Annotated in this window: 20 protein-coding genes; 16 read left to right on the top strand and 4 right to left on the bottom strand. The window is 62.8% G+C overall.

Annotated elements, in window-relative coordinates; genetic code table 11:
* Positions 1-130: 130 nt before the first annotated feature.
* The 4 genes from AC0L18_RS01900 to AC0L18_RS01885 all read left to right on the top strand — a co-directional run bounded on the left by AC0L18_RS01900 (position 131) and on the right by AC0L18_RS01885 (position 7,406).
* Positions 131-2,914 carry a valine--tRNA ligase gene (locus tag AC0L18_RS01900; protein WP_473490386.1) on the top strand — a complete coding sequence of 928 codons (2,784 nt, stop codon included), beginning with the start codon at positions 131-133 and terminating at the stop codon, positions 2,912-2,914.
* Positions 2,915-3,350: 436 nt separating this feature from the next.
* Positions 3,351-4,571 (top strand): OmpP1/FadL family transporter, encoded by a 1,221-nt coding sequence (locus AC0L18_RS01895; protein ID WP_473490384.1) that lies wholly within the window; start codon positions 3,351-3,353, stop codon positions 4,569-4,571.
* Between the two features lie 287 nt (positions 4,572-4,858).
* Entirely contained in the window at positions 4,859-6,583 is a 1,725-nt protein-coding gene (ilvD, locus tag AC0L18_RS01890) for a dihydroxy-acid dehydratase (RefSeq protein WP_473490382.1), read from the top strand.
* Positions 6,570-7,406, top strand: a complete 837-nt coding sequence (locus tag AC0L18_RS01885) for a tetratricopeptide repeat protein (RefSeq protein WP_473490380.1) — start codon at positions 6,570-6,572, stop codon at positions 7,404-7,406. The genes ilvD and AC0L18_RS01885 overlap by 14 nt, the downstream gene beginning before the upstream one ends.
* A 66-nt stretch (positions 7,407-7,472) precedes the next feature.
* On the opposite strand, the gene AC0L18_RS01880 is transcribed toward AC0L18_RS01885, so the two are convergent.
* The 4 genes from AC0L18_RS01880 to erpA form a co-directional block, all read right to left on the bottom strand.
* A complete protein-coding gene (locus tag AC0L18_RS01880) occupies positions 7,473-7,763 on the bottom strand; it encodes a hypothetical protein (protein WP_473490378.1) in 291 nt (96 codons plus the stop codon).
* A gap of 98 nt (positions 7,764-7,861) precedes the next feature.
* The gene (xth, locus tag AC0L18_RS01875; protein WP_473490376.1) at positions 7,862-8,656 is read right to left on the bottom strand and encodes an exodeoxyribonuclease III; all 795 of its coding nucleotides are present in this window, start codon (positions 8,654-8,656) and stop codon (positions 7,862-7,864) included.
* Between the two features lie 7 nt (positions 8,657-8,663).
* Complete coding sequence (locus AC0L18_RS01870) at positions 8,664-9,050, bottom strand: VOC family protein (RefSeq protein ID WP_473490375.1); 387 nt, start codon at positions 9,048-9,050, stop codon at positions 8,664-8,666.
* A gap of 3 nt (positions 9,051-9,053) precedes the next feature.
* On the bottom strand, positions 9,054-9,401 hold the full coding sequence (erpA, locus tag AC0L18_RS01865; RefSeq protein WP_006335221.1) for an iron-sulfur cluster insertion protein ErpA: 348 nt from the start codon (positions 9,399-9,401) through the stop codon (positions 9,054-9,056).
* A gap of 120 nt (positions 9,402-9,521) precedes the next feature.
* Between erpA and AC0L18_RS01860 the strand changes: the two genes are divergently transcribed.
* The 12 genes from AC0L18_RS01860 to AC0L18_RS01805 all read left to right on the top strand — a co-directional run bounded on the left by AC0L18_RS01860 (position 9,522) and on the right by AC0L18_RS01805 (position 24,232).
* A complete protein-coding gene (locus AC0L18_RS01860) occupies positions 9,522-10,736 on the top strand; it encodes a deoxyguanosinetriphosphate triphosphohydrolase (RefSeq protein ID WP_473490374.1) in 1,215 nt (404 codons plus the stop codon).
* 67 nt (positions 10,737-10,803) lie between these two features.
* Positions 10,804-12,561, top strand: coding sequence for an arginine--tRNA ligase (gene argS / locus AC0L18_RS01855; protein ID WP_473490372.1), 1,758 nt, complete (start codon positions 10,804-10,806; stop codon positions 12,559-12,561).
* Positions 12,562-12,664: 103 nt separating this feature from the next.
* Positions 12,665-16,426 carry an SPOR domain-containing protein gene (locus tag AC0L18_RS01850; RefSeq protein WP_473490370.1) on the top strand — a complete coding sequence of 1,254 codons (3,762 nt, stop codon included), beginning with the start codon at positions 12,665-12,667 and terminating at the stop codon, positions 16,424-16,426.
* Positions 16,427-16,587: 161 nt separating this feature from the next.
* Positions 16,588-17,607 (top strand): beta-N-acetylhexosaminidase, encoded by a 1,020-nt coding sequence (nagZ, locus tag AC0L18_RS01845; protein WP_023802575.1) that lies wholly within the window; start codon positions 16,588-16,590, stop codon positions 17,605-17,607.
* 126 nt (positions 17,608-17,733) lie between these two features.
* Positions 17,734-18,534 carry a segregation and condensation protein A gene (locus tag AC0L18_RS01840; RefSeq protein WP_023802574.1) on the top strand — a complete coding sequence of 267 codons (801 nt, stop codon included), beginning with the start codon at positions 17,734-17,736 and terminating at the stop codon, positions 18,532-18,534.
* Positions 18,531-19,310 carry an SMC-Scp complex subunit ScpB gene (scpB, locus tag AC0L18_RS01835; RefSeq protein ID WP_287229315.1) on the top strand — a complete coding sequence of 260 codons (780 nt, stop codon included), beginning with the start codon at positions 18,531-18,533 and terminating at the stop codon, positions 19,308-19,310. The genes AC0L18_RS01840 and scpB overlap by 4 nt, the downstream gene beginning before the upstream one ends.
* 178 nt (positions 19,311-19,488) lie before the next feature.
* Positions 19,489-19,710 carry a twin-arginine translocase TatA/TatE family subunit gene (locus AC0L18_RS01830; protein WP_023802572.1) on the top strand — a complete coding sequence of 74 codons (222 nt, stop codon included), beginning with the start codon at positions 19,489-19,491 and terminating at the stop codon, positions 19,708-19,710.
* A 29-nt stretch (positions 19,711-19,739) separates the two neighbouring features.
* The gene (tatB, locus tag AC0L18_RS01825) at positions 19,740-20,420 is read left to right on the top strand and encodes a Sec-independent protein translocase protein TatB (protein ID WP_473490368.1); all 681 of its coding nucleotides are present in this window, start codon (positions 19,740-19,742) and stop codon (positions 20,418-20,420) included.
* A 44-nt stretch (positions 20,421-20,464) separates the two neighbouring features.
* Complete coding sequence (gene tatC, locus AC0L18_RS01820) at positions 20,465-21,274, top strand: twin-arginine translocase subunit TatC (protein WP_051407946.1); 810 nt, start codon at positions 20,465-20,467, stop codon at positions 21,272-21,274.
* Positions 21,275-21,399: 125 nt separating this feature from the next.
* Positions 21,400-22,812, top strand: coding sequence for a serine--tRNA ligase (gene serS, locus AC0L18_RS01815; RefSeq protein WP_473490367.1), 1,413 nt, complete (start codon positions 21,400-21,402; stop codon positions 22,810-22,812).
* Entirely contained in the window at positions 22,812-23,570 is a 759-nt protein-coding gene (gene surE, locus AC0L18_RS01810) for a 5'/3'-nucleotidase SurE (protein WP_027156218.1), read from the top strand. Before serS ends, surE begins: the two co-directional genes overlap by 1 nt.
* Positions 23,567-24,232, top strand: a complete 666-nt coding sequence (locus AC0L18_RS01805) for a protein-L-isoaspartate(D-aspartate) O-methyltransferase (protein WP_027156219.1) — start codon at positions 23,567-23,569, stop codon at positions 24,230-24,232. Before surE ends, AC0L18_RS01805 begins: the two co-directional genes overlap by 4 nt.
* The last annotated feature ends 174 nt before the right edge of the window (positions 24,233-24,406 follow it).

The following is a 24,406-nucleotide window of genomic DNA, read 5'->3' as shown; positions in this document are numbered from 1 at the left end:
GCAAGTTGCCCCGATCTGCCCAGGCGCTATTTGCTGGCATGGCCGTCTGCCGCTTGCTTGCGGTTGACTTGGCCAAAACCTTCCGATTTACACCGGACCAGCAAAAACCCGACAGCCCGGACGCCTTCCCATGCTCGAAAAAACCTACGACGCAAAGATCGTCGAGCCGAAGATCGCCAAAGTCTGGGAGGAGGCCGACGCGTTTCGTGCCGGCGCAGGCGCCGAGGAGGGCGCGGAAGCCTTCACCATCGTCATCCCGCCGCCGAACGTCACCGGCTCGCTGCATATGGGCCATGCGCTCAACGACACGCTGCAGGACATTCTGGTACGCTTCGAGCGCATGCGCGGCAAGAACGTGCTGTGGCAGCCCGGCATGGACCACGCCGGCATCGCCACCCAGATGGTGGTCGAGCGCCAGCTTATGGAGAAGCAGATCCACCGACGCGACCTGACGCGCGATGAGTTCATCGAGAAGGTCTGGGAGTGGAAGGCCGAATCCGGCGGCGCGATCTTCAACCAGCTGAAGCGGCTGGGGGCCTCGGCCGACTGGAGCCGAGAGCGTTTCACCATGGACGAGGGTCTGTCCAGGGCGGTGCTCGAAGTGTTTGTCACCCTCTACAAGGAAGGCCTGATCTACAAGGACAAGCGCCTTGTGAACTGGGACCCGAAACTGTTGACTGCGATTTCCGACCTCGAGGTCGAACAGCAGGAGGTCAACGGCAATCTCTGGCATTTCCGCTACCCCGTCGAGGGCGAGGTTTTCGATCCGGAAAATCCAAAAACCTTTATCACCGTGGCGACGACGCGGCCCGAGACGATGCTGGGCGATACGGCGGTGGCGGTGCATCCCGACGACGAGCGTTTTCGGCATCTGCTCGGCAGGAACCTCGTCCTGCCGATCGTCGGCCGCAAGATCCCGGTGGTGGCGGACCAATATTCCGATCCGGAGAAAGGCAGCGGCGCGGTCAAGATCACGCCGGCGCACGACTTCAACGATTTTGAGGTCGGCAGGCGCCACAAGCTGCCGGCCATCAATATCCTCACCGTCGAGGCGGCGGTCGCCCTCACCGACAATGACGACTTTCTCGCCGGGCTGGAGGTAACGCCCGAGCGTCAGGCCGTTTGGGATGAGCTCAACGGCCTCGATCGTTTCGTCGCGCGCAAGAAGATCGTCGAACTGATGGAGGCGGGTGGCTTCCTCGAAAAGGTCGAGCCGCATCGCCATGCCGTGCCGCATGGCGATCGCGGCGGCGTGCCGATCGAACCGTTCCTGACCGAACAATGGTATGCGAACGCGGCGGAACTTGCCAAGCCGGCGATCGCCTCGGTGCGCGAGGGCCGCACCAGGTTCGTGCCGAAAAACTGGGAGAAGACTTATTTCGACTGGATGGAGAACATCCAGCCCTGGTGCATTTCGCGCCAGCTCTGGTGGGGACACCAGATCCCGGCCTGGTACGGGCCGGACGGCCGCATCTTCGTCGAGAAGACCGAGGAGGAGGCGCTCGCCGCCGCAATCGAATATTATCTGGCGCTGGAAGGGCCGTGGAAGGCCTGGGTCGAGGACAAACTCGAGAATTTCAAGCCGGGCGAGATCCTGATCCGCGACGAGGATGTGCTCGACACATGGTTCTCGTCGGCGCTGTGGCCGTTCTCGACGCTCGGCTGGCCGGACCCGACGCCGGAGCTGAAGACCTACTACCAGACCGACGTGCTGGTAACCGGCTTCGATATCATCTTCTTCTGGGTCGCTCGCATGATGATGATGGGCCTGCATTTCATGGGAGAGGAGCCGTTCCACACCGTCTATGTCCATGCGCTGGTGCGCGACAAGAACGGGCAGAAGATGTCGAAGTCGAAAGGCAACGTCATCGACCCGCTCGATCTCATCGACGAATATGGCGCCGACGCACTGCGCTTCACGCTGACGGTGATGGCCGCGCAAGGGCGTGACGTGAAGCTCGATCCGGCTCGTATCGCCGGCTACCGCAATTTTGGCACCAAGCTGTGGAACGCGACGCGTTTTGCCGAGATGAACGACGTCGCGAGAAACGACGATTTCTGGCTGAACGACGCCAAGCTGGCGGTCAACCGCTGGATCCTGACCGAACTGACACGCGCGGCGCGCGAAATCACCGATGGCATCACTTCATACCGGTTCAACGAGGCTGCGACTGCTGCCTACCGCTTCGTCTGGAACCTGTTCTGCGACTGGTACCTGGAACTGTTGAAACCGGTCTTCATGGGCGCGGACGAGGCTGCCAAGGCCGAGAGCCGGGCTTGCGTCGCCTTCGTGCTCGACGAGATCTACAAGTTGCTGCATCCGATGATGCCGTTCATGACCGAAGAGCTGTGGGCTGAGACATCGGGTGAGGGCAAGGAACGGCCGTCGCTGCTTTGCCATGCCGCGTGGCCGTCGCCCGACTTCGAGGACGAGGCAGCGGCCGCCGACATCAACTGGCTGATCGACCTGGTCTCAGGCATCCGTTCCGTGCGTTCGGAAATGAACGTGCCGCCGGCGGCGATCGCGCCGCTGATGGTGATCGGCGCCAATACCGCAACCCGCGAAAGGCTTGAGCGTCAGGCATCGGCCGTCAAGCGACTGGCGCGGGTCGGCGACATCTCGCTTGTCGATACGGCGCCCAAGGGCTCCGCCCAGATCGTGCTCAACGAGGCCACCATCTGCCTGCCGCTCGGCAGCCTGATCGACCTTGCCGCCGAGGCGGCGCGGCTGCAGAAGGAACTGGTCAAGGTGACCGAAGAGATTGCCCGCCTGCACAAGAAGCTGTCCAACGACAAATTCGTCGCCAACGCGCCGGAAGATGTCGTCGAAGCCGAGCGCGAAAAACTCGCCGAGTATCGCGAGGCGCAAGAGAAGCTTTCGGTGGCGCTGACACGCGTGCGCGAAGCCGGTTGACCCATCTGTGGAATTTGAGAACCGAATTGGCGGAGGAGCGGATTTGCCAAACCGGCCTCCGCTTCTTGGGCGCCTGATGCTCAGGATTCGCGAGTCCTGCGAACGCGCTTTTCGGGCGGCTTCCTGCACGAAAAATAGGCATTCCGCAGCGTAATTCTTGACGTAAACGGAATGTTTTAGCCCCATTGTTGCCATAATGTAACAATGGGCTCAGTTGCCGCAAAACGGGCGGTTTTTGCGTCGTTCCATGTGCGTTTTTCCGAGTTTTTGCTCGATTTGCAGCCAAACAAGCCGTTTTCCGGCTTTGCAATGGAGCTGTCACTTTGTCTGAAATGCGGTCGGCGAAGGCGTACATGTACGCATCGAGAATTCGTTGTTGCGCCGTTAACTCGAATTGGGTCTAGCTTAGTCCATTCGTACTAGGGGAGGGACATTCATGAACAATTTGCGTCGGAAAGCGCTGCTGGGGGCGGGGTGCTTTTCGCTATTGATGTCGGGCGTTGGCAACGCCGGCGGCTTCGACCGGGGCGGTGTCAACATCGACCAGTTGTTCGATGCCGCGCCATATTCGTTCGACGCCGGCGTCACCTATGTTTCGCCACAGCGCACACTGAAGAACGTGCGGCGCCTGGATGGCTCGGGACTGTCGTCTTCGTCTGTGGACGTTGGTGGCGACTATGCGGTGCCGCGCATCGGTATAAAGGCCAATATTGTTGATCCAGTGGATTGCCTTGCGACCTATACGGAACCGTATGGCGCGGAAGCAGACTTCGGAATGAACAACGCCTATTCGCCAACCGCGGTCGAATACTACGTCAAAACTAATGATTTCGGCCTAACCTGCTCCTACAAGGTGAATGTCGGCAAGGGCGCCCTGCGGTTCATTGGCGGGATCTCCTACCAGGAGGTCGATGCATTTCTGTCGCGCCAGACACTGCTGGCCTTCGGCAATACCGGCCTTGGCAAATTCCAGCTTTCCGATGAGGCATGGGCTTGGCGCGTGGGTGCCGCCTATGAAATTCCCGAAATCGCCTTGCGCGCAAGCCTGGTCTACTCTTCGCGCTACAAATATGACGAGTTGTCGGGAACCGTCGACTCCACCGGTTTCAGGGGCACCCCTCCGGCGGATCTTGTTCCAGGCTCTACCGGGGTGTTCCCTGTGTCCGCCTCGGCCGAAATACCCCAAGCGGTGGAACTCAAGCTGCAGAGCGGCATAGCGCCCGGCTGGCTGGCGTTTGGTTCGATCCGCTGGCAGGAATGGAGCAAGCTTGGCATCATTCCGATCCAGGGTGTTCGCAGCCCTGTAACCGGTGCTCCCTCGCCAGTTTCCTTCGACCTGCTTTATCGCGACGGCTGGACGGTTGCGGGCGGCATAGCTCACAAGTTCACCGACCAATTGTCGGCCGCGGTTTCGCTGACCTGGGATCGTGGAACCTCGACGACCTCCGGCTATCAGTCGGACACTTGGTCCGTCGCCAGCGGCATCTCCTATTCGCCGAACGACAAGATCGAGGTCAGACTTGGTGGCTCGATCGGTGTCCTGACCGGCGGGTCGTCGACCTTCACAGGTGTTGGCGACAATGCAAATCGCATCACCTACACATATGACGACGATCTGCTCCTTGCCGGCTCAGCTTCGGTTAAGGTTAAGTTTTAAACATCTGTTTCAATAGCAAAAAGGCCGGGCGATGCCGGCCTTTTTGCTTGAGGGGGTCGCCCGCGACCAAAGCGTCGCTGCAACGACGCCGCTTCCCTCTGCCTCACGCGATCGTGATGTTTTGGCAACAGTTTCTGAACAACCCTCGCGCCACAACCGCGCCCGCGGACATTGCCTACTTCCCGCCATAAACCCGGCGCACCTCGAATGCGTCCCAGGGCATGCCAAAGGCTCGGCGTTGGGGCAGGTCGCACCGCAGGTCGCATCGCCCGGGGCAAGGGAAGAGAATGAACGCCAGAGTCATCTCCAAGGCCAAGCTGCCCAGCCGCTATGTGACCGACGGTCCGGCGCGTGCGCCGCACCGATCCTATCTCTATGCGATGGGCTTGTCGGCGGCCGAGATCGCGCAGCCACTGGTCGGCGTCGCCAGCTGCTGGAACGAGGCGGCACCCTGCAACATCTCGCTGATGCGCCAGGCGCAGGTGGTCAAGAAGGGCGTTGCCGCGGCTAGCGGCACGCCGCGCGAATTCTGCACCATCACCGTCACGGACGGCATCGCCATGGGCCACCAGGGCATGAAATCCTCACTGGTGTCGCGCGAGGTCATCGCCGATTCGGTCGAACTCACCATGCGCGGCCATTGCTACGATGCGCTGGTCGGCCTTGCCGGTTGCGACAAGTCGCTGCCCGGCATGATGATGGCCATGGTGCGGCTCAACGTGCCGTCGATCTTCATTTATGGCGGCTCGATCCTGCCCGGTTCCTACAAGGGCCGGCAGATCACCGTGCAGGATGTGTTCGAGGCCGTCGGCCAGCACTCGGTCGGCACGATCGGCGACGCCGAACTCCTCGAAATCGAGCAAGCCGCTTGTCCGTCGGCCGGCTCCTGCGGCGCCCAGTTCACCGCCAACACCATGGCCACCGTCGCCGAGGCCATCGGGTTGGCGCTGCCCTATTCCTGCGGGGCGCCGGCGCCCTATGAGATGCGCGACCGCTTCAATTTCGCCTCCGGCGAAAAGATCATGGAGCTGATCGCAAAAAATATCCGCCCGCGCGACATCGTCACTCTGGAGGCGCTGGAGAATGCGGCGACCGTGGTCTCGGCCACCGGCGGCTCGACCAATGCGGCGCTGCATCTGCCGGCGATCGCGCATGAGGCGGGGATAAAGTTCGACCTGTTCGACGTCGCCAGGATCTTCGAGAAGACGCCTTATATCGCCGACCTGAAGCCGGGCGGCAAATATGTCGCCAAGGATATGTTCGAGGCCGGCGGCATTCCGCTCTTGATGAAGACGTTGCTCGACCACGGCTATCTGCATGGCGACTGCCTGACCGTGACCGGCCGCACTTTAGCCGAAAATATGGAGCACGTTGCCTGGAATGATAGCCAGGATGTGGTCCGTCCCGCCAACCGACCAATCACCCGAACGGGTGGCGTCGTGGGCTTGAAGGGAAACCTTGCCCCCGAAGGCGCGATCGTGAAGGTCGCGGGCATGTCGGAGCTTAAATTCTCTGGCCCGGCACGCTGCTTCGATTCGGAAGAGGAATGTTTCCAGGCGGTTACGGATCGCAGCTACAGCGAAGGCGAGGTCCTCGTGATCCGCTACGAGGGACCGCGCGGCGGTCCGGGCATGCGCGAAATGCTGTCGACGACGGCGGCTCTCTATGGCCAGGGCATGGGCGGCAAGGTGGCTCTCATCACCGACGGGCGTTTTTCGGGCGCGACACGCGGCTTCTGCATCGGCCATGTCGGGCCGGAAGCCGCCGTGGGTGGTCCGATTGGGCTGCTCAGGGATGGCGACTTGGTTTCGATCGACGCGGTGAACGGCACCATCGAGGTGGCGCTGTCCGACACCGAACTGGCGACCAGGGCAAAGGCATGGAAGGCGCGCGCGACCGACTATCAGTCGGGCGCGATCTGGAAATATGCACAAACGGTAGGGCCTGCCCGCGACGGGGCGGTCACCCATCCCGGTGGTGCGAGAGAAACACATTGTTATGCGGATATCTGAGTTGCTGAGGCTGTCTGTCTTTTCGGCACTGGTCGCGATCGCCACTTTTGGCGCGACCTTGGGCGCCGCAGGCCAGGCCATGGCCTTCGACGACAAGGTGTTCGACGACAAGACCGGCGTGAAGCCGCAGTCGAGCCCGTGGGCGGTGTTCCAGTTCGGCTTCTCCGCCTACAAGAACGGCCGCAAGGAGCAGGCTGCTGAGGCTTATAAATACGCGGCCGAAAACGGCCAGATCGGCGCCACCTGGAAGCTTGCGCGCATGTATGCCGAGGGTGACGGCGTCGAGCGCGATGACTACGCGGCGTTCAAGTTCTTCAGCGAGATCGTCGATCAGGACGTTGAGCCCGGCTCGCCGGAAGAGAGCTATGTTTCGGATGCGCTCGTGGCGCTCGGCGACTATCTGAGGACGGGCATCCCCGGCAGCCCGATCAAAGAGAACGAGGTGGCGGCCCAAGAGTACTACATGCGCGCCGCCGCCAACTACCGCAACCCGAATGCCCAGTTCGAGATGGGCCAGATCTTCCTGAATGGCAAGGGCGGCGTCAAGGCGAGCATCAAGCAGGCCGGACGCTGGTTCCAACTCGCTGCGGAAAAGGGCCATGCCGGCGCGCAGGCGACGCTCGGCCACCTGCTCTTCCAGAGCGGCAAGATCGTTCGGGGGCTGGCGATGATGACCGCGGCGCTTGAACGGGCCGCGCCTTCCGACCAGCCATGGATACGCGGCATGCAGGAAGAGGCGTTTGCCGCCGCGGGCGAGGCCGACCGCCGCACCGCGATTTCGCTGGCCGACGACATCCTCACCAAGGGTGGCGGCGACCGGTAGTCGCGACGCCAACAGCTGGGAAAGACTGGGTCAATAGAAAGAGTGGGGATCTCGAGAAAGTCGAGATCAATTCTCGGTCGGTTGCGTCGGAACGGGACCGGACTCCGGCGTTGAAATCGGCGTGGCCGGCGGCGCCGACGTGGTTTTAGGACAATCGTCGCGGATCCTTGTCCATGACGTGTTGTTGAGCACCATGTCGCAGCGGGCGAGATGGCTCCGACCGGAAAGCGTCAGGCAGGCGACCTGGCCGATCTGGAATGATGTTCCGTTGGCCAGGCATGCAGGATTGGCAAACGCCGACGTTGCCGCGAGGGCGAGCGCGGCGGCACATGGGCAAATCGCAAACCTGATCGTCATCCTGAACCCCGGCCGAACCCGGATTCCAGCGGAAACCCCGATTGTGGCGATATGACGGTCCATCCACCGGGAATCCGGCGGTTCGGGCCCCGAAATGATCAGATTGGCGCAAAACCCAGTTCGATGGCCACCGGCACGTGGTCCGAGGGTTTTTCCCAGGCGCGCACGTGCTTTTCGATCGAGGCCGAGGAAAAGCGATTGGCGGCCTCGGGCGAGAGCAGCAAGTGATCGATGCGGATGCCGTTGTTCTTCTGCCAGGCGCCGGCCTGATAGTCCCAGAACGTAAAAATGTCAGGCGAGTCGCTGACCGCGCGCACGGCTTCGGTGAAGCCGAGGTTCTTCAGCCGGCGGAACGCCTGCCTGGTCTGCGGCTGGAACAGCGCATCGCCGAGCCAGTTCTCCGGGAACTTCGCATCGATCGGTTCGGGGATGACATTGTAGTCGCCGGCCAGCACCAGCGCCTCTTCGAGCGAGAGTCTTTCCTCGGCCCAGCGCTCCAGCCGCGCCATCCAGGACAGCTTGTAGAAGAACTTCTTCTCGTCATCGATCGGATTGCCGTTCGGCAAGTACAGCGAGGCAACGCGCAACGCGCCCTTGTCGGTCGAGAACACGCCCTCGATGAAACGCGCCTGATCGTCGGCATCGTCGCCCGGCAAGCCTCTGATAACCTCGTCGAAGCGCAGCTTCGACAGGATGGCGACGCCGTTGAATCCCTTTTGGCCATAGATTTCGACGTTGTAGCCAAGCGCCTCGATCTCGGCCCGCGGAAACTGCTCGTCGACCGTCTTGATCTCCTGCAGGCAGGCAATATCGGGCGCGCTTTCCGTCAGCCAGTGGGTCAAATTGCCGATACGGGCCCGAACGCCATTGATGTTCCAGGTGACGATTTTCATGACGGCCTCATTGCTGTTCAGGCGGATGGCGTTCGACGAGGCCGATCGTATTGCCTGCCGGATCCTTTAGGAAGGCCATCCATTCGCTTTCCCCCGCCGGCCCGAACAGGCCCTCGGTGTCGCGGTGGACGAGCATCGGCGGCGCGGTGAAGGGGACGCCGGCGGCTTTTGCCGAGGCGTGGAAATCGTCAAGGCCCGAAATGTCGAGATAGACGGTGCCGGCCGGCAGGCCATCGGTGAACAGCAGCCGCACATCGCCGGCCATGATGAAGGCGATGCCAGGCGGATCGAAGCGCACGGCCATGCCAAGCACATCCTGCCAGAACGCCAGCGTTGCATCGAGATCGCGCCCGGCTGAAAGCGCGACCTGACGGACCGCGCTAATGGTAGGCATTCCCTAGATACTGAAGCTGGTGCCGCAGCCGCACGAGGCGACCGCATTCGGGTTCCTGATCTGGAACGACTGGCCCATCAGATCGTCGACGAAATCGATCACCGAGCCGCCCATATAGACCAGCGAGAGGTCATCTATCAGCACGGTGGCGCCGTCCTTCTCGATGGCGACGTCATCATCGTTGCGGGTGTCGACCAGGTCGAACTTGTAGGAAAAGCCGGAACAGCCACCGCCCTCGACCGAAACGCGCAGCGCCGTCTTGCCGGCTTCGCCAGACACAATCTTGGCAATCCGCCTGGCGGCGGCGTCGGTCATCTCGACTTTCATGGCGGTCTTGGCATCAGCGCCCATGGGCGTCACCTTGCTTTCGGTTTCACATGATAGGTATGAAGCGCGAGGGGGCAAGTCAACTGCGATGGAAATTGGCGGGGCTATGGAAATTGGTTGGGGTTATGGAAATCGGTTGGGGCGATGACAAATGAGTTGGGCGACATCGGATTTGGTTATCGGCCGCGCGCCGCCTATGCCTGCGATCCGGCAAAGTCGCGCGGGCGGCTGTTCGACGAGGTGGAGAGCCCGACCCGCACGCCATTCCAGCGCGACCGCGACCGCATCATCCATTCGACGGCCTTCCGCCGGCTGAAGCACAAGACGCAGGTGTTCGTCGCGCATGAGGGCGACCATTACCGCACCCGGCTGACGCATTCGATCGAGGTGGCGCAGATCGCGCGCGCCCTGGCGCGGCCGCTGCGCGGCGACGAGGACCTGGCAGAGGCGGTGGCGCTGGTGCACGATTTCGGCCACACGCCCTTCGGCCATACCGGCGAGGACGCGCTGAACCAGAAGATGGCGGCCTGGGGCGGCTTCGACCACAATGCACAGTCGCTGCGCGTGGTGACGCGGCTGGAGAGCCGCTATGCCGAATTCGACGGGCTGAACCTCACCTGGGAGACGCTGGAGGGACTGGTCAAGCACAACGGACCGCTGACCGACGCCAGCGGAAACGGGCTGAAGGGGCCGGTGCCGCAAGCGATCCGCGACTATTCGGAGCTGCACGACCTCGAGCTCGACCGCTTCGCCGGCATCGAGGCGCAGTGCGCGGCGATCGCCGACGACATCGCTTACAACAGCCATGACATCGATGACGGCCTGAGGTCGGGCCTTCTGAAGCTGGACATGCTGGAAAATGTCTCGCTGCCCGGCTCGATCCTCGACGGCGTGCGTCAGCGCTATCCGGCGCTGGACGATGTGAGGACAGGGCACGAACTGATGCGCCGGCAGATCACGATGATGGTCGAGGATGTCATCGTCTCCACCACCGCCAATCTGGCCCGCATCAAGCCGGACAGCGCCGACGCGGTGAGGGCGGCAGGCGAGACGATGGTGACCTTTTCGGCCGAAATGGCCGCTTTCGAAGGGGAATTGAAAGCCTTTCTCTACAAGCATCTCTATCGACACAGCGAAGTCGTGCGCGTGCGCAACCAGGCCGAGCAGATCGTCAACGACCTGTTCGAGGTCTATTTCGCCGATCCGCGCGCCATGCCCGATGGCTGGCGCGAAGGGCTCGACCGGGCTGATGATCGCATCAAGGCGCGCAGCGTCGCCGATTTCCTGGCGGGCATGACGGATACCTACGCTTTGAAGGAACACCGCCGTTTGTTTGACCATACGCCTGAATTAAGCTAGGCGGGGCTCGATTTTGCCGGCCAATAGACCGGATTCCCGCAAAGCCGCCAGAGCCAGGGCCACACCAATGAACATCTTCGCCGATTTCAACGCGCGAATTATAAAGGCCGTCGAAGCGCTTGATTTGAAAGACAAAGACGGCGGTTCGCTGGACTTGTCGCGCGTCGCCGTCGAGCCGCCGCGCGACGCCAGCCATGGCGACCTGGCGACCAATGCGGCAATGGTGCTGGCCAAGCCGACCGGCCAGCCGCCGCGCGTACTGGCTGAAAGGCTGGCGCAAGCGCTGCGCGCCGACCCGGACATCGCCGCTGCAGACGTTGCCGGTCCGGGCTTCGTCAATCTCAGGCTCAAGGACGCGTTCTGGCAGGTGCATCTGACTGCGCTGCTCGGCGAAGGCCGCAATTACGGCCGCTCGACCGTTGGCGGCGGCAAGAAGGCCAATGTCGAATATGTCTCGGCCAACCCGACCGGACCGATGCATGTCGGCCATTGCCGCGGCGCGGTGGTGGGTGATGCGCTCGCCAATCTGATGGCCTTCGCCGGTTATGACGTGATCAAGGAATATGTCATCAACGACGCTGGTTCGCAGATCAACGTGCTCGGCCGCTCCGCCATGCTGCGTTACCGCGAGGCGCTCGGCGACGACATCGGCGAGATTCCTGCCGGGCTCTATCCAGGCGACTATCTCGTGCCGGTCGGCCAGGCTCTGGTAAGCGAATTTGGCCGTTCCTTGCTGCAGATGCCGGATGAGGAAGCGCTTGCCATTGTCAAGGACAGGACGATCGACGCGATGATGGCAATGATCCGTGAGGATCTGGCGCTGCTCAATGTGCATCACGACGTCTTTTTCTCGGAGCGCACCCTGCACGCCGACAACGCCCGGAAAATCCGCTCGGCGATCAACGACCTGACCCTCAAGGGCCATATCTACAAGGGCAAGCTGCCGCCGCCCAAGGGCGAGAAGCCGGACGACTGGGAGGATCGCGAGCAGACGCTGTTCCGCTCGACAGCGGTCGGCGACGACATGGACCGGGCGCTGGTCAAGTCGGACGGCACTTTCACCTATTTTGCCGCGGACGTCGCCTATCTGAAGGACAAGGTCGATCGCGGTTTCGTCGAGCTGATCTATGTGCTTGGCGCCGATCATGGCGGTTATGTGAAGCGCCTGGAAGCGCTCGCCCGGGCGATTTCCGGCGACGAGGTGAAGCTCACCGTGCTGCTTTGCCAGTTGGTAAAGCTTTTTCGCGAGGGCGAGCCGGTGCGCATGTCGAAGCGGTCGGGCGATTTCGTAACGCTGCGCGAAGTGGTGGAGGAGGTCGGCCGCGACCCGATCCGCTTCATGATGCTCTACCGCAAGAACGATGCGCCGCTCGATTTCGACTTCGCCAAAGTGACCGAGCAGTCGAAGGACAATCCGGTGTTCTACGTCCAGTACGCCTCGGCGCGCTGCCATTCGGTGTTCCGGCAGGCGAGCGAACAGCTGGGCGAGGCCAATTTCGATCGCAATCGGCTGGCCGCCGCCACCGCTTCGCTGACCGACGAAGGCGAGATCGGCCTGATCAGGAAGCTTGCCGAATATCCGCGGCTGATCGAATCCGCGGCGCTTGCGCTCGAGCCGCACCGGCTGGCATTCTACCTCTACGATCTTGCCTCCAGCTTCCACGGACATTGGAACCGCGGCACCGAAAATCCCGACTTACGTTTTGTTAAGGTTAACGACCGACAATTGACCCATGCCAGACTAGGGCTGGTGCAGGCTGTTTCGGACGTTTTGACGTCCGGCCTGACGCTGATCGGAGCCGATGCGCCCACCGAAATGCGTTAGGTTTGACTAAAAAACCTGTCACCTTTTGCCCACATTGCGCTGGTAAGGGCCAACCCTGCGCGACGTCAACGGCGTCCGAATGAGTGCGAGTTCGGGAACAATAATGGCAGACAGAACCCAGCTGAAAGCAGCCGCCCAAAACGATATCGCCAACGATGATCCGTTCGCGGAACTGACCAGGATCATGGGCTTCGACCCGCGCCAGCCGGTCAAGCCGCAGGCCCAGTCGACGGCGGCTGCAGCAAGTCAGCCAGCGGACGACGGCGATTTCGGCATCGACCTCGAGAAGGAGTTGATGGGCGAATTCGGCGGCGACGCCAATGACGGCGCAGCCGAGCTTCGCGAGCCGGCTTTTGACGCGGCTGCTACTGACCCAATCGACGACGAGCTTGTCGCGTCGCTCGAACAGGATCTCCTGCTCGACGACGATGCGGTAGACGAAACCGCCGTTGCCATTGCTGCCGACGATGTGCGCTCTGGCGTTGCCGGAACTCCCTCGGCTGCTGAAGCTGCTTTCGACGACGATTTCGACGAAGCGCTCGCCAGTTCGCTCGAAGACGTGTCGCTATTCGAAGACGATTTGCCGGTGGACGACAGGCTTGGGAACGACGAGCTTGGGAACGACGAGCTTGCCGCGTCGCTCGAACAGGATTTCCGGCTGGACGACGACACGGCGGACGAAACTGCCCATGCCGTTGCCGCCGCCGACCTGGGTTCCGGTGTTGCCGAAGTATCCGCGCCGGCTGTTGAAGCGGTGTTCGACGACGATTTTGACCATGCGATCGCCAGTTCGCTCGAAGACGTGTCGCCGTTCGAAGACGATTTGCCGGTAAACGACGAACTCTCTGCGTCGTTCGAACAGGATTTCCGGCTGGACGACGATGCGACGGACGAACAGAATACCGCCGCCGACACCGCCGCGCCGGTCGCTGACCCCGCCTTCGACGATGAATTCGACAACGCCGTCGCAAGCTCACTCGGAGACGAGCTGACGCTCGACGAGCACGTGCAGGTGGAGCAGGCTGCCGAAGCCGCCGACATCGCCGCGCCGGCCGCCGAACCCGCGTTCGACGATGAATTCGACAACGCCGTCGCAAGCTCGCTCGAAGACGAGCTGACGCTCGACGAGCATGAGCCGATCGAGGCCGCTGTCGAGGCTCCCGCTGCGGCTGTTTGGGCCGTTTCGGATGCGTCCGACGAGGACTTTGCCGACCACGACACCATGCCCGACGTCGCCATGGATGACGTCGACATGGATTTCGACATTCGCACGGCTGAGCCGGTCGAAGTCGACGAGCCAGAAATTGACGAGCCGGATTCTATCGCCGCCAACGACGACGAGCCTTCCGCCGCGACCCCGGAAGATGCGTTGGACGACGATTTTGAATTGAGCTTCGACGACACGCTTGCCGATGAAGCCGAGAAGCCGGCTACTCAGGCCCCCGGCGTTGCAGCCGAACCGACGGCGCCAGCCGCCGTCGCTGAGGAGCGGAGCCTCGAAGACGAATTGAACGCGCTGTTGGGCACCATGAGCGCACGGGCTGCCCCGGTGGCAGCGTCCGCGGCCGCCATGGTCCAGCAACCTGTAGCCGCGGCTGGAGAAGCCGCCGACGAACCAGTGGATCCCACCGACGAACTGGCCGGGAGCCTTGACGAGCAAGACCTTTCGGAGCAGTCGAATGAAGACGCGGTCCAGGCCGCCGACGCCGATCTCGACACCATTCTCCTCGACGGGCTCGAGGGCCATGATTTCGGCGCTGAAGAAGCTGCCGGACCGGCTGATATCGATTTCGACGACGATGCACTGCACGCCGCCTTCGCCAAGGACATCGGTCTGGATCATGGCGACGGCGATGACGTTGCGGCCACCGCTCCACAGCAGGATCCGAATGATTCGCTCAGCTGGATGACGGCACCCTCCGCCGCGCCTGCGTCGGCCCGTTCGTGGAGCCGCGTAACGCCGGTCGCACAGCCGCAGCCTGCCTTTGCAGCCCAGCCGACGGCTTCGGCGACCACAGAAACACCGCCAACAGCTGCGGCACCCTCCTATCAGGATGAGCCGGCCCATCAGGATGAGCCGGCCTATCAGGATGAGCCGGCCGAAGACGATGCCGCCAATGCGGCACCTGCGCCCGATCAAAGCGAACAAGCCTCTGCATATGACGAGATGCCCGATGTCGAGACAGTCGATGTGCCCGAGCGCGTCGTAGCGCTGGCGGACGACCTCGATATTCCGGAACTCGACGTCAATGAAGACGCACCGCCGGCGCCTGCCTATGACGATCTCGATACCGAGTTCGCCAACCTTCTCTCGGAAATGAATGCCGTGGACGTCGCTGCCGGCCCGGCGCGCAGCGCGGCGCATGACGACGAATCCTACAATACCGGATTCAAGCCGGGGGCCGGACCCCAGCCGGGGGCAGGGTTCCAGTCAGGCCATGAGTCCGACCGCGTTGAAACGCGAACCTATGCGGCGAGACCCGCAGTGTCGCCCGTCAATGCGTCTTACGCCGATGCTGCCAGCGGCTTCGATCTGGGCGACTTGCCCAGCGGCCGGCCGGTTTCGCAAGCGCAAGCCAACGACTTTGCCCTGGACGAACTCGACTACGACCCCGAACTGGATGAGGCCATGTCGGTTCCAGGCCTGGCCGAGCAGAATGCCGCGAGGCCCCGGAGCCGCGGCCTGCTGGTCGCCGCAGTCGTCGGCGCCGTGGCGATCGCCGGCGGTCTCGGCGCCTTCGCGCTGTCTTTCGGCGGCAACGGCGGCACCGATGCGCCGGTCATCGTCAAGGCGGACAACGCACCGATCAAGGTCAGGCCGGAAAACCCGGGCGGCACCGTCGTGCCGAACCAGGACAACAAGGTTTACGACGCCGTGGCCAAGGGGGGCGCGAGGCCTGCCGAACCGGTCCAGGAAAAACTGGTCACCAACACCGAAGAGCCGGTGGACGTGGCGGCCAAGGAACCGCCGCAGAGCCGTGTGGTCGATCTTTCGCCCGATGACATCGACACGGCTGAAGCCGCCGATGCGGCCGGCGGCACGCAAGCGGCCGGCGGCACGCAAGCGGCCGGGAATGCCGACGCCGCCGCGCCGGCACCCAAGTCCGAGGATCGTATCGCCCAGGTTCTGCAAGAGGCCGAGCAGGGCATCGAGCCGGATGTCGTCGCCGTTGCGCCACGCAAGGTGAGAACCATGGTCGTCAAATCAGATGGGTCACTGGTTGCGCGCGAGGATCCGGCGCCCGCGGCATCGCAGGTGGCTGCCGTCGAGCCCGTCGATCCGGCGCCGCAGCTTGTGGCCCCGGCGGGTCAGGCCGGCGACGCGGCGCAAACCGGTACCGTAGCGTCTGTTGCCGACCAGGCAAGTGGCGACCTGTTGGGCGGCGACCCAGTGGGCGACCCAGCGGCCGGCGACCGAGCCGAAACCGCCACGCTGGAAGCAGTCAATCTGGCCGCCGTGCCCACGGCTGAGGCTGAAGCTCAAACCAACCAGCCTGCCAACACGCCGGCCACGGTTCCGGTGGCGCCGCAGCGTCCGTCCGACCAGCCGGTCGACGTCGTCGGTGAGGTCAAGCCCGACCAGGTTGCGTCCATCAGTCCGGCGGCGGCCTCGACCGGCGGTGGCTCGTGGTCGATGCAGATCGCCTCACAGCCGACCGTCGAAAGCGCTCAGTCGACCTATCAGGATCTGCAGCGTCGCTATGGCAGCGTGCTTTCCGGCCACACGGCCAACATCGTCAAGGCCGAGATCGCCGGCAAGGGAACGTTCTATCGCGTTCGCGTCCCGGCGAAGTCGCGCAACGATGCGATCAGCCTGTGCACCAACTACAAGGCTGCCGGCGGTAACTGTTTCGTGTCGCGCTAACCATTTCGAACCTCCCGCCCTTGGGCCGAAAGAACCGGCGCGGTCACAGACCGCGCCGTTTTCTATGGTGGAAGGAGTTCCTCGTGTGGAAGGGATTCCGGCTCGAGCGATGTGGCTCGATGCGATTCCCTTTATCTGCGTGAAGCTCTAAACTCCCGCCCATGACCGAATCAAAATCCATGATCCTTGGCTGCGCCGGGAAATCGCTCACACGCGATGAAATCAGTTTCTATCGCAGCGAATGCCCGTGGGGATTCATCCTGTTTGCCCGCAACATCGGCGAGGCCGAGCAGATCCGCGATCTGGTCGCCGCGATGCGCGATTGTGTCGAGCGCCCGGACGCCCCGGTGTTCATCGACCAGGAAGGCGGCCGTGTGCAGCGCCTGCGGCCGCCGCTGGCACCGAATTATCCGGCCGGTGGCGCGCTCGGCGCCTTGTGGCGCAACGACCATGATGCCGGCAACCGCGCAGCATGGCTGATGGCGCGGCTGCATGCTTTCGACCTGCTGCGCTACGGCATCACGGCTGATTGCCTGCCGGTGCTCGACGTGCCGATCGAGGGCGCCAGCGACGTCATCGGCGCGCGCGCCTATGGCAAGGAGCCTCGTGCCGTCATCGAACTGGGCCGCGCCGCGGCGGAGGGCCTGATGTCGGGAGGCGTGCTGCCGGTGATGAAGCATATTCCCGGGCATGGACGGGCCTTTGCCGACACGCATTTCGAACTGCCGACCGTCGATGCCTCGATGAGCGACTTGCAGCGGCATGATTTCGCCCCGTTCAGGGAGCTCAATCATTTGCCGATGGCGATGACGGCGCATGTCGTCTACAGCGCGATCGACCCGAAGAACCCGGCCACCACCTCCGGCAAGGTCATCGACGAGATCATCCGCGGCGAAATCGGTTTCGACGGGCTGCTGATGAGCGACGACACCTCGATGAAGGCACTTTCTGGGGATTTCCCGACAAAGGCGGCGGCGATCCTTGCGGCGGGCTGCGATCTGGTCCTTCACTGCAACGGCGTTTTCGAGGAGATGGTCGGCATTGCGTCGCGCACAACGGGGCTTGAAGGCACGTCGCTGCAACGCGCGCAACGGGCGCTGACCTATATCAAGAACCGCGATCGGGCTGATGAAACCGAGATACGCGCCGAATTCGCCACCTATTTCGATGCGGTGGCCTAGACCATGATCCCGAACGGTGGGAGCCGGTTTTTCGGAACAGATCACGGTCAAACACGAAGTTAGAAGCAAAGGACGCGACAGGAAGTGGCGGAAACGTTGGACAGCAAGGCCGGCAAGGCCGCACCGATGGACCGTCTTTGGGCCGAGAACGACGATTCGCGGCTGACCGGCGATCCCGCGCTGGTCGTCGATGTCGACGGTTTCGAGGGCCCGCTCGATCTTCTGCTGCATCTTGCCCGCAACCAGAAGGTCGATCTGTCGCGCATCTCGATCCTGGCGCTGGCCGAGCAATATCTGGCCTTCGTCGAAAAGGTGAGGGCGCTCAGGCTGGAGCTTGCCGCCGACTATCTGGTGATGGCGGCGTGGCTGGCGTTTCTCAAGTCGAAGCTTTTGATCCCCAAGCAACCCGGCGACGACGGTGAAAGCGGCGAGGAACTGGCGGCGGTGCTGCAATTCCGGTTGAAGCGACTGGAAGCGATGCGTGACGCGGCGGCACGCCTGGTCAATCGCAATCGGCTCGGGCGCGACGTGTTCGCCCGCGGCATGCCGGAAATGGTCATCGTCGAGAAACGCAACGCCTATTCGGCCTCGCTCTACGATCTGCTGACCGCCTATGCGGCGCAACGCCAGAAGCAGGCGATCACCAATGTGACGATCGCCAGGCGCGGTGTGTGGTCGCTCAAGGATGCGCGCGACATCCTGAACAGGCTGATCGGCACGCTTGCCGACTGGACGGCGCTGGACCGTTTCCTGGTCGAATATCTGACCGACCCGGACGAGCGGCGTACCGCGATTGCCAGTTCGTTTGCGGCGACGCTGGAACTGGTGCGCGAAGGCAAAATGGAAATGCGGCAGGACGACGTGTTCGCGCCGCTCTATCTGCGCGGTCGTGCGCAAGGCATCAGGGCAGTTGAGGTGGCATCATGAGCGAGCGCACCAACGCTTCGGTCATTCCGTTCAAGGTCGACGACGAGACCGAAGACGGCGTGCTCGCCGAGGTGCCGGCAGAAAGTCAGGCCCAGAACTTGTCCCAGAATCCCGGCGAGCGGCTGCATATGGCAGAGGCCGTGCGCATGGCCGAGGCGATCGTTTTCGCCAGCGCCGAACCGGTCAGCGAAAGGCAGCTTGCCGGGCGCCTGCCCGACGGCATCAATATTGCCGCGGCGATGGCTGAACTGCAGCAGATTTATGCGCGGCGCGGCGTCAATCTGGTGCGCGTTGGCGATGCCTGGGCGTTCCGCACCGCCGGCGATCTCGCTTTCCTGATGAGCCGCGACACGGTGCAGCAGAAGAAGCTGTCCCGTGCGGCGCTCGAAGTGCTGGCGATCATCGCCTACCACCAGCCGGTGACGCGCGCCGAGATCGAGGATATCAGAGGCGTCGAGACCTCGAAGGGCACGCTGGACACGCTGATGGAGACCGAATGGGTGAAGATGCGCGGCCGGCGCCGCACGCCCGGCCGTCCCGTTACCTACGGCACCACCGACATCTTCCTCGACCATTTCGCGTTGGAGGAGATCCGCGATCTCCCAGGCATGGAGGAATTGAAGGGTGCCGGGCTGCTTTCGGGCCGCATGCCGTCGAATTTTTCCATTCCGATGCCGCCGGCCGACCCGGACGTGCTGACCGATGACGAGGATCCGCTGACCGACATCGACCTTGAGGAACTCGGCCTGTTGACGCCGCGCGTCGAGGAAGATTGACCGCAAACGACGTGCCGAAAGCGATGGTATTTAGCGGCTGCGCCGATAGGTAGCGGGCTGAGGCGCCGAAACTGCGTGACTTCGGCCACTCATTTATAAACTCTGTCGCGGTTGTGTTTGAATCCCGGCGCGAAAGCGCATAGATCATCGTCAGAGAAAACTTTCGAGAGAGATTGTTATGGGTTCATTTTCGATTTGGCATTGGCTGATCGTGCTGGTGATCGTGCTGCTGGTGTTCGGTCGCGGCAAGATTCCCGAGCTCATGGGTGACATGGCCAAGGGTATCAAGAGCTTCAAGAAGGGCATCGCCGACGACGAGGTTGCCGAGGACAAGCGCACCGTCGAGCACCGTGCCGACGAAACCGTTTCGGCAGCGAAGGAAAAGGCCAGCAAGAGCTGAGCCCAAAACTTTAGTCGGAACGTATCGCCATGTTCGACATCGGCTGGACCGAGATGCTGGTGATCGCGATCGTCATGATCGTGGTCGTCGGGCCCAAGGATTTGCCCAAGATGCTGCGCACTTTTGGCCGCACGACGGCGAAGATGCGCGGCATGGCCGCCGACTTCCAGAAACAGTTCAACGATGCGCTGAAGGAGGCCGAGCTTGACGACGTCAAGAAGTCGGTCGATTCACTCAGAAGCCTCAACCCGGCCGCCGAGATCAGGAAACAGCTCAACCCGTTCGAGCAGGCGGCGGCCGACGTCCGTTCAGGCGTCGACGCGGTGATGAAGCCGAAGCCGGCCGCAGACCCGGTCGCGCCGGCTGCTTCGACGCCGCAGGATACCGCGCTGAACAATGGCGCGACGGTGCTGCCGGGCGTCGATGCCCCGGACGCGGCGCCGGCGGCGCCGACGTTTCCGGCGATGACCGATGGTTCGGTGACACCGCCTGTCGCGACGGCCGCGCCGGCCGCATCGCCAAAGGCCTCGGCGGCGAAGACGGAGGGCGCGCCAGCGAAAGCGATGCCGGCCTCCAAGGCCGCAGCGAAGCCAGCGGCAAGACCTGCTGTGACAAAGACCGCGGCTAAAAAGGCCGAGCCGAAGCCCGCACCAGCAACGGTGAAGAAGCCGGCCGCAGCCGCCAAAAAGACGGCGGGAGCCGCCAAGTGAGCATTTCGGAAAAGGACGAGATCGACAAGTCGGCGGCTCCGCTGATGGAGCATCTGATCGAGTTGCGCCGGCGGCTGATGTGGTCGATCGGCGGGTTCTTCGTCGCCTTCCTGTTCTGCTTCTTCTTCGCCAAGCAGTTGTTCAACCTGCTGGTCATCCCGTTCAAATGGGCGACGCAATGGGCAGGGCTCGACCCGCACAAGGTCGAGCTGATCTACACGGCGCCGCAGGAATTCTTCTTCACCCAGGTCAAGCTGGCGATGTTCGGCGGCATGGTGATCGCCTTTCCGCTGATCGCCACCCAGATCTACAAATTCATCGCGCCCGGCCTCTACAAGAATGAACGCAACGCCTTCCTGCCGTTCCTGATCGCTTCGCCGATCCTGTTCCTGATGGGCGCGTCGCTGGTCTATTTCTTCTTCACGCCGATGGTGATGTGGTTCTTCCTCGCCATGCAGCAGGCCGGCACCGACGATCAGGTGCAGATTTCGCTGCTGCCGAAAGTGTCGGAATATCTCAGCCTGATCATGACGCTGATCTTCTCCTTCGGTCTGGTGTTCCAGTTGCCGGTGGTGACCAGCCTGATGACGCGGGTGGGCATGCTGTCGTCCGAGGCGCTGGTCGAAAAGCGCAAATGGGCAATCGTCATCGCTTTCGTCGTCGCGGCTATTCTGACGCCGCCCGACCCGATAAGCCAGATCGGCCTGGCCGTTCCCACCATCCTTCTCTACGAGGTCTCGATCTGGTCGGCCCGGCTGATCGAGCGCAGCAAGGAACGGGAACGTCTGGCGCGCGAGAAGCGGGAGGCTGCGGAAGCGGCGGCCGAAAAGCCGGCGGACGCGTCATCGACCTAGCGGCATCGCCGTTATCTTCAGGTTTGCGGGACAGCGCGGGGCGCGAGGGAACTCGATCTTCACATCTTGCATCGGTCAAGGATGCGGTTTACGCCCCCTCTAGCCTACTTGAGGACGAACAGACCATGCTTGACATCAAATGGATTCGCGACAATCCGAAGGCCCTTGTCGAGGCGCTCCAGAAGCGCTCGTGGCCGGTTGCGGAGGCGCAGTCCACGGTCGATGATCTGATCGCCAGGGACGAGGCGCGGCGCGAACATCTGACCGAGCTGCAGACCAGGCAGGAGCGCCGCAACGCCGCCTCGAGAGAAATCGGCAACGCCATGCGCTCGGGCGACGCCGCCCTTGCCGAAAGACTGAAGGCCGAGGTCGGCGAGATCAAGGCTTTCATCCAGAACGGCGAGGCGCGCGAACGCGAGCTCGACAAGGCGCTGAACGACGCATTGGCGGTGCTGCCCAATGTGCCGCTCGACGACGTGCCGGTCGGCAAGGACGAGCACGACAACGTCGTCAAGCGCACCGTCGGCAAGGTGCCGGCCCGCCCGAACTGGGTGAAGGAGCATTTCGAGATCGGCGAAGCGCTCGGCATGATGGATTTTGAGCGGGCGGCGAAACTGTCCGGTTCGCGGTTCACGGTGCTCAAGGGCGGATTGGCACGGATGGAGCGCGCGCTCGGCCAGTTCATGCTGGATCTGCATACGACCGAGCATGGCTATGAGGAGATCCAGCCGCCGCTGATGGTCCGTTACGAAACTATGTTCGGAACTGGGCAATTGCCAAAATTTGAGAACGACTTGTTCAAGACGGAAAAGTCTCGCCGAAGAGAGGACGTTGGTCAGAAGGCTCTTGACCTTCTGGAGAGTGCGTCGGGCAAGAGCAATGACGAACATAGGGCTTTGCTTACAGAGGCACGCCGCGAAATTGAATTGTACCTCATTCCCACCGCCGAAGTGCCGCTGACCAATCTCGTGCGCGAAGACATCACACCGCATGAAAACCTGCCGCTGCGCTATACCGCGCTGACCTCGTGCTTCCGCTCGGAAGCGGGCTCGGCCGGGCGTGACACGCGTGGCATGCTGCGCCAGCACCAGTTCTACAAGGTCGAGCTGGTGTCGATCACCGACCAGGACGCCTCGCTTGCCGAGCACGAGCGGATGACCGAATGCGCTGAGGAAGTGCTGAAGCGGCTCGGCCTGCCGTTCCGCACCGTGACGCTGTGCACCGGCGACATGGGCTTTGGCGCGCGCAAGACCTATGACATCGAGGTCTGGCTGCCGGGCCAGAACGCCTATCGCGAGATTTCGTCCTGCTCGGTCTGTGGCGATTTCCAGGCACGGCGCATGGATGCCCGCTACAAGGACAAGGACAAGGACGGCAAGGGCAACCGCTTCGTCCACACGCTGAACGGTTCCGGCACCGCCGTCGGCCGCGCCCTTATCGCCGTCATCGAAAACTACCAGAATGAGGATGGCAGCGTAACCATTCCTGAAGCGCTTCGGCCTTACATGGGCGGTCTGGAAAAGATCGAATCGAGATAATGCGCATCCTCCTGACCAATGATGACGGCATCCATGCCGAGGGCCTTGCATCGCTCGAACGCATCGCCCGCACGCTGTCGGACGATGTCTGGGTGGTGGCTCCGGAGCAGGATCAGTCCGGCTATGCGCATTCGCTGTCGATCTCGGAGCCGCTGCGCCTGAGAAAGATCGGCGAAAAGCACTTTGCCGTGCGCGGCACGCCGACCGACTGCGTCATCATGGGCGTAAAAAAAATCCTGCCCGCAGCACCAGACCTGATCCTGTCCGGGGTCAATTCCGGCGCCAACATCGCCGACGACGTCACCTATTCGGGCACCGTTGCCGGCGCCATGGAAGGCGCGCTGCTCGGTGTGCGCTCGATCGCGCTCAGCCAGGCTTATTCCTATGTCGGCGAGGATCGCCTCGTCCCTTACGAGACCACCGAGGCGCTGGCGCCGGCGCTGCTCAAAAAACTGGTCGCCATGCCGCTGCCGGATGGCGTGCTGCTCAACGTCAATTTTCCGAATTGCCTTCCCGAAGAGATCGCCGGCACGGTGGTCACCTCGCAAGGCAAGCTCGTCCACAGCCTGTGGGTCGACGAGCGCCGCGACGGCCGCGGGCTTCCCTATTATTGGCTGCGCTTCGGCCGCGAGCCGGTCGAGGGCAAGCAAGGCACTGATCTCCATGCCATGCGCAACCGGCTGGTGTCGGTGACGCCGCTGCAGCTCGATCTCACGGCGCATGAAATTCGCGATCAACTGACCAAGGCGCTCGCATGAACCTGAACCATGGTCCGACGGCCGATGACCGCGAAGGCTTCGCCGCTTTCCTGCTCCGCCTGCGCGGCAAGGGCGTAGTGCCGAAGGCGCTGATCGCCGCCTTCGAGGCGACGCCGCGGCGCGGCTTCCTTTCCGCACAGTTCCATCCGATCGCCTGGTCGGACCGCATGCTGCCGATCGAATGCGGCGAGGCGATCGAGGGCGCCGACCTGCAGGCTGCGGTGATCGCAGCACTTGCCATCGAGCCGGGCAACCGGGTGCTCGAGATCGGCACCGGGTCGGGCTACACGGCGGCGGTGATGTCGCGGCTCGCCGCGCGCGTCGTCACAATCGATCGCTACAAGACGCTGGTCGAGCAGGCCAAACAGCGCTTCGAAGCGCTCGGCATCGGCAATGTCATCGTGCGTCAGGCGGACGGCTCCAACGGACTGGCCAATGAAGCGCCGTTCGACCGTATCGTCGCGTGGGCGGCCTTCGACAGCCTGCCGCGCTTCCTGCTCGATCAATTGTCGAGCGGCGGCATCGTCATCGCTCCGATCGGACCCGAGGAGGGCGAGCAGGTGCTGGCCAAGCTGACCAAGGTCGGCAGCCGCTTCGAACGCGAGGACATCGGTCTCGTACGCCTGCAGCCGATCCTGCGCAGCGTGGCCGCCGTCATCTAGGATCTGTCGATATTCAGGTGATGCCCGCAACTCACCTGTCTGGTCCGTCTCCGGCTTGCCTCAGCTCAATCACGCCCGTCCAATGCAGCTTTAAATATTTTAAGAAAATTTGCGTCTGATTCTAGAGGTTTAACCGGCCGGTAACATTAACGCGCTTTAATCACGGTTAGTCTG

Source organism: Mesorhizobium sp. WSM4819 (assembly GCF_055811215.1).
Note: the sequence above shows the minus strand (reverse complement) of the source record. Positions and strands in the feature narration are given on the sequence as shown.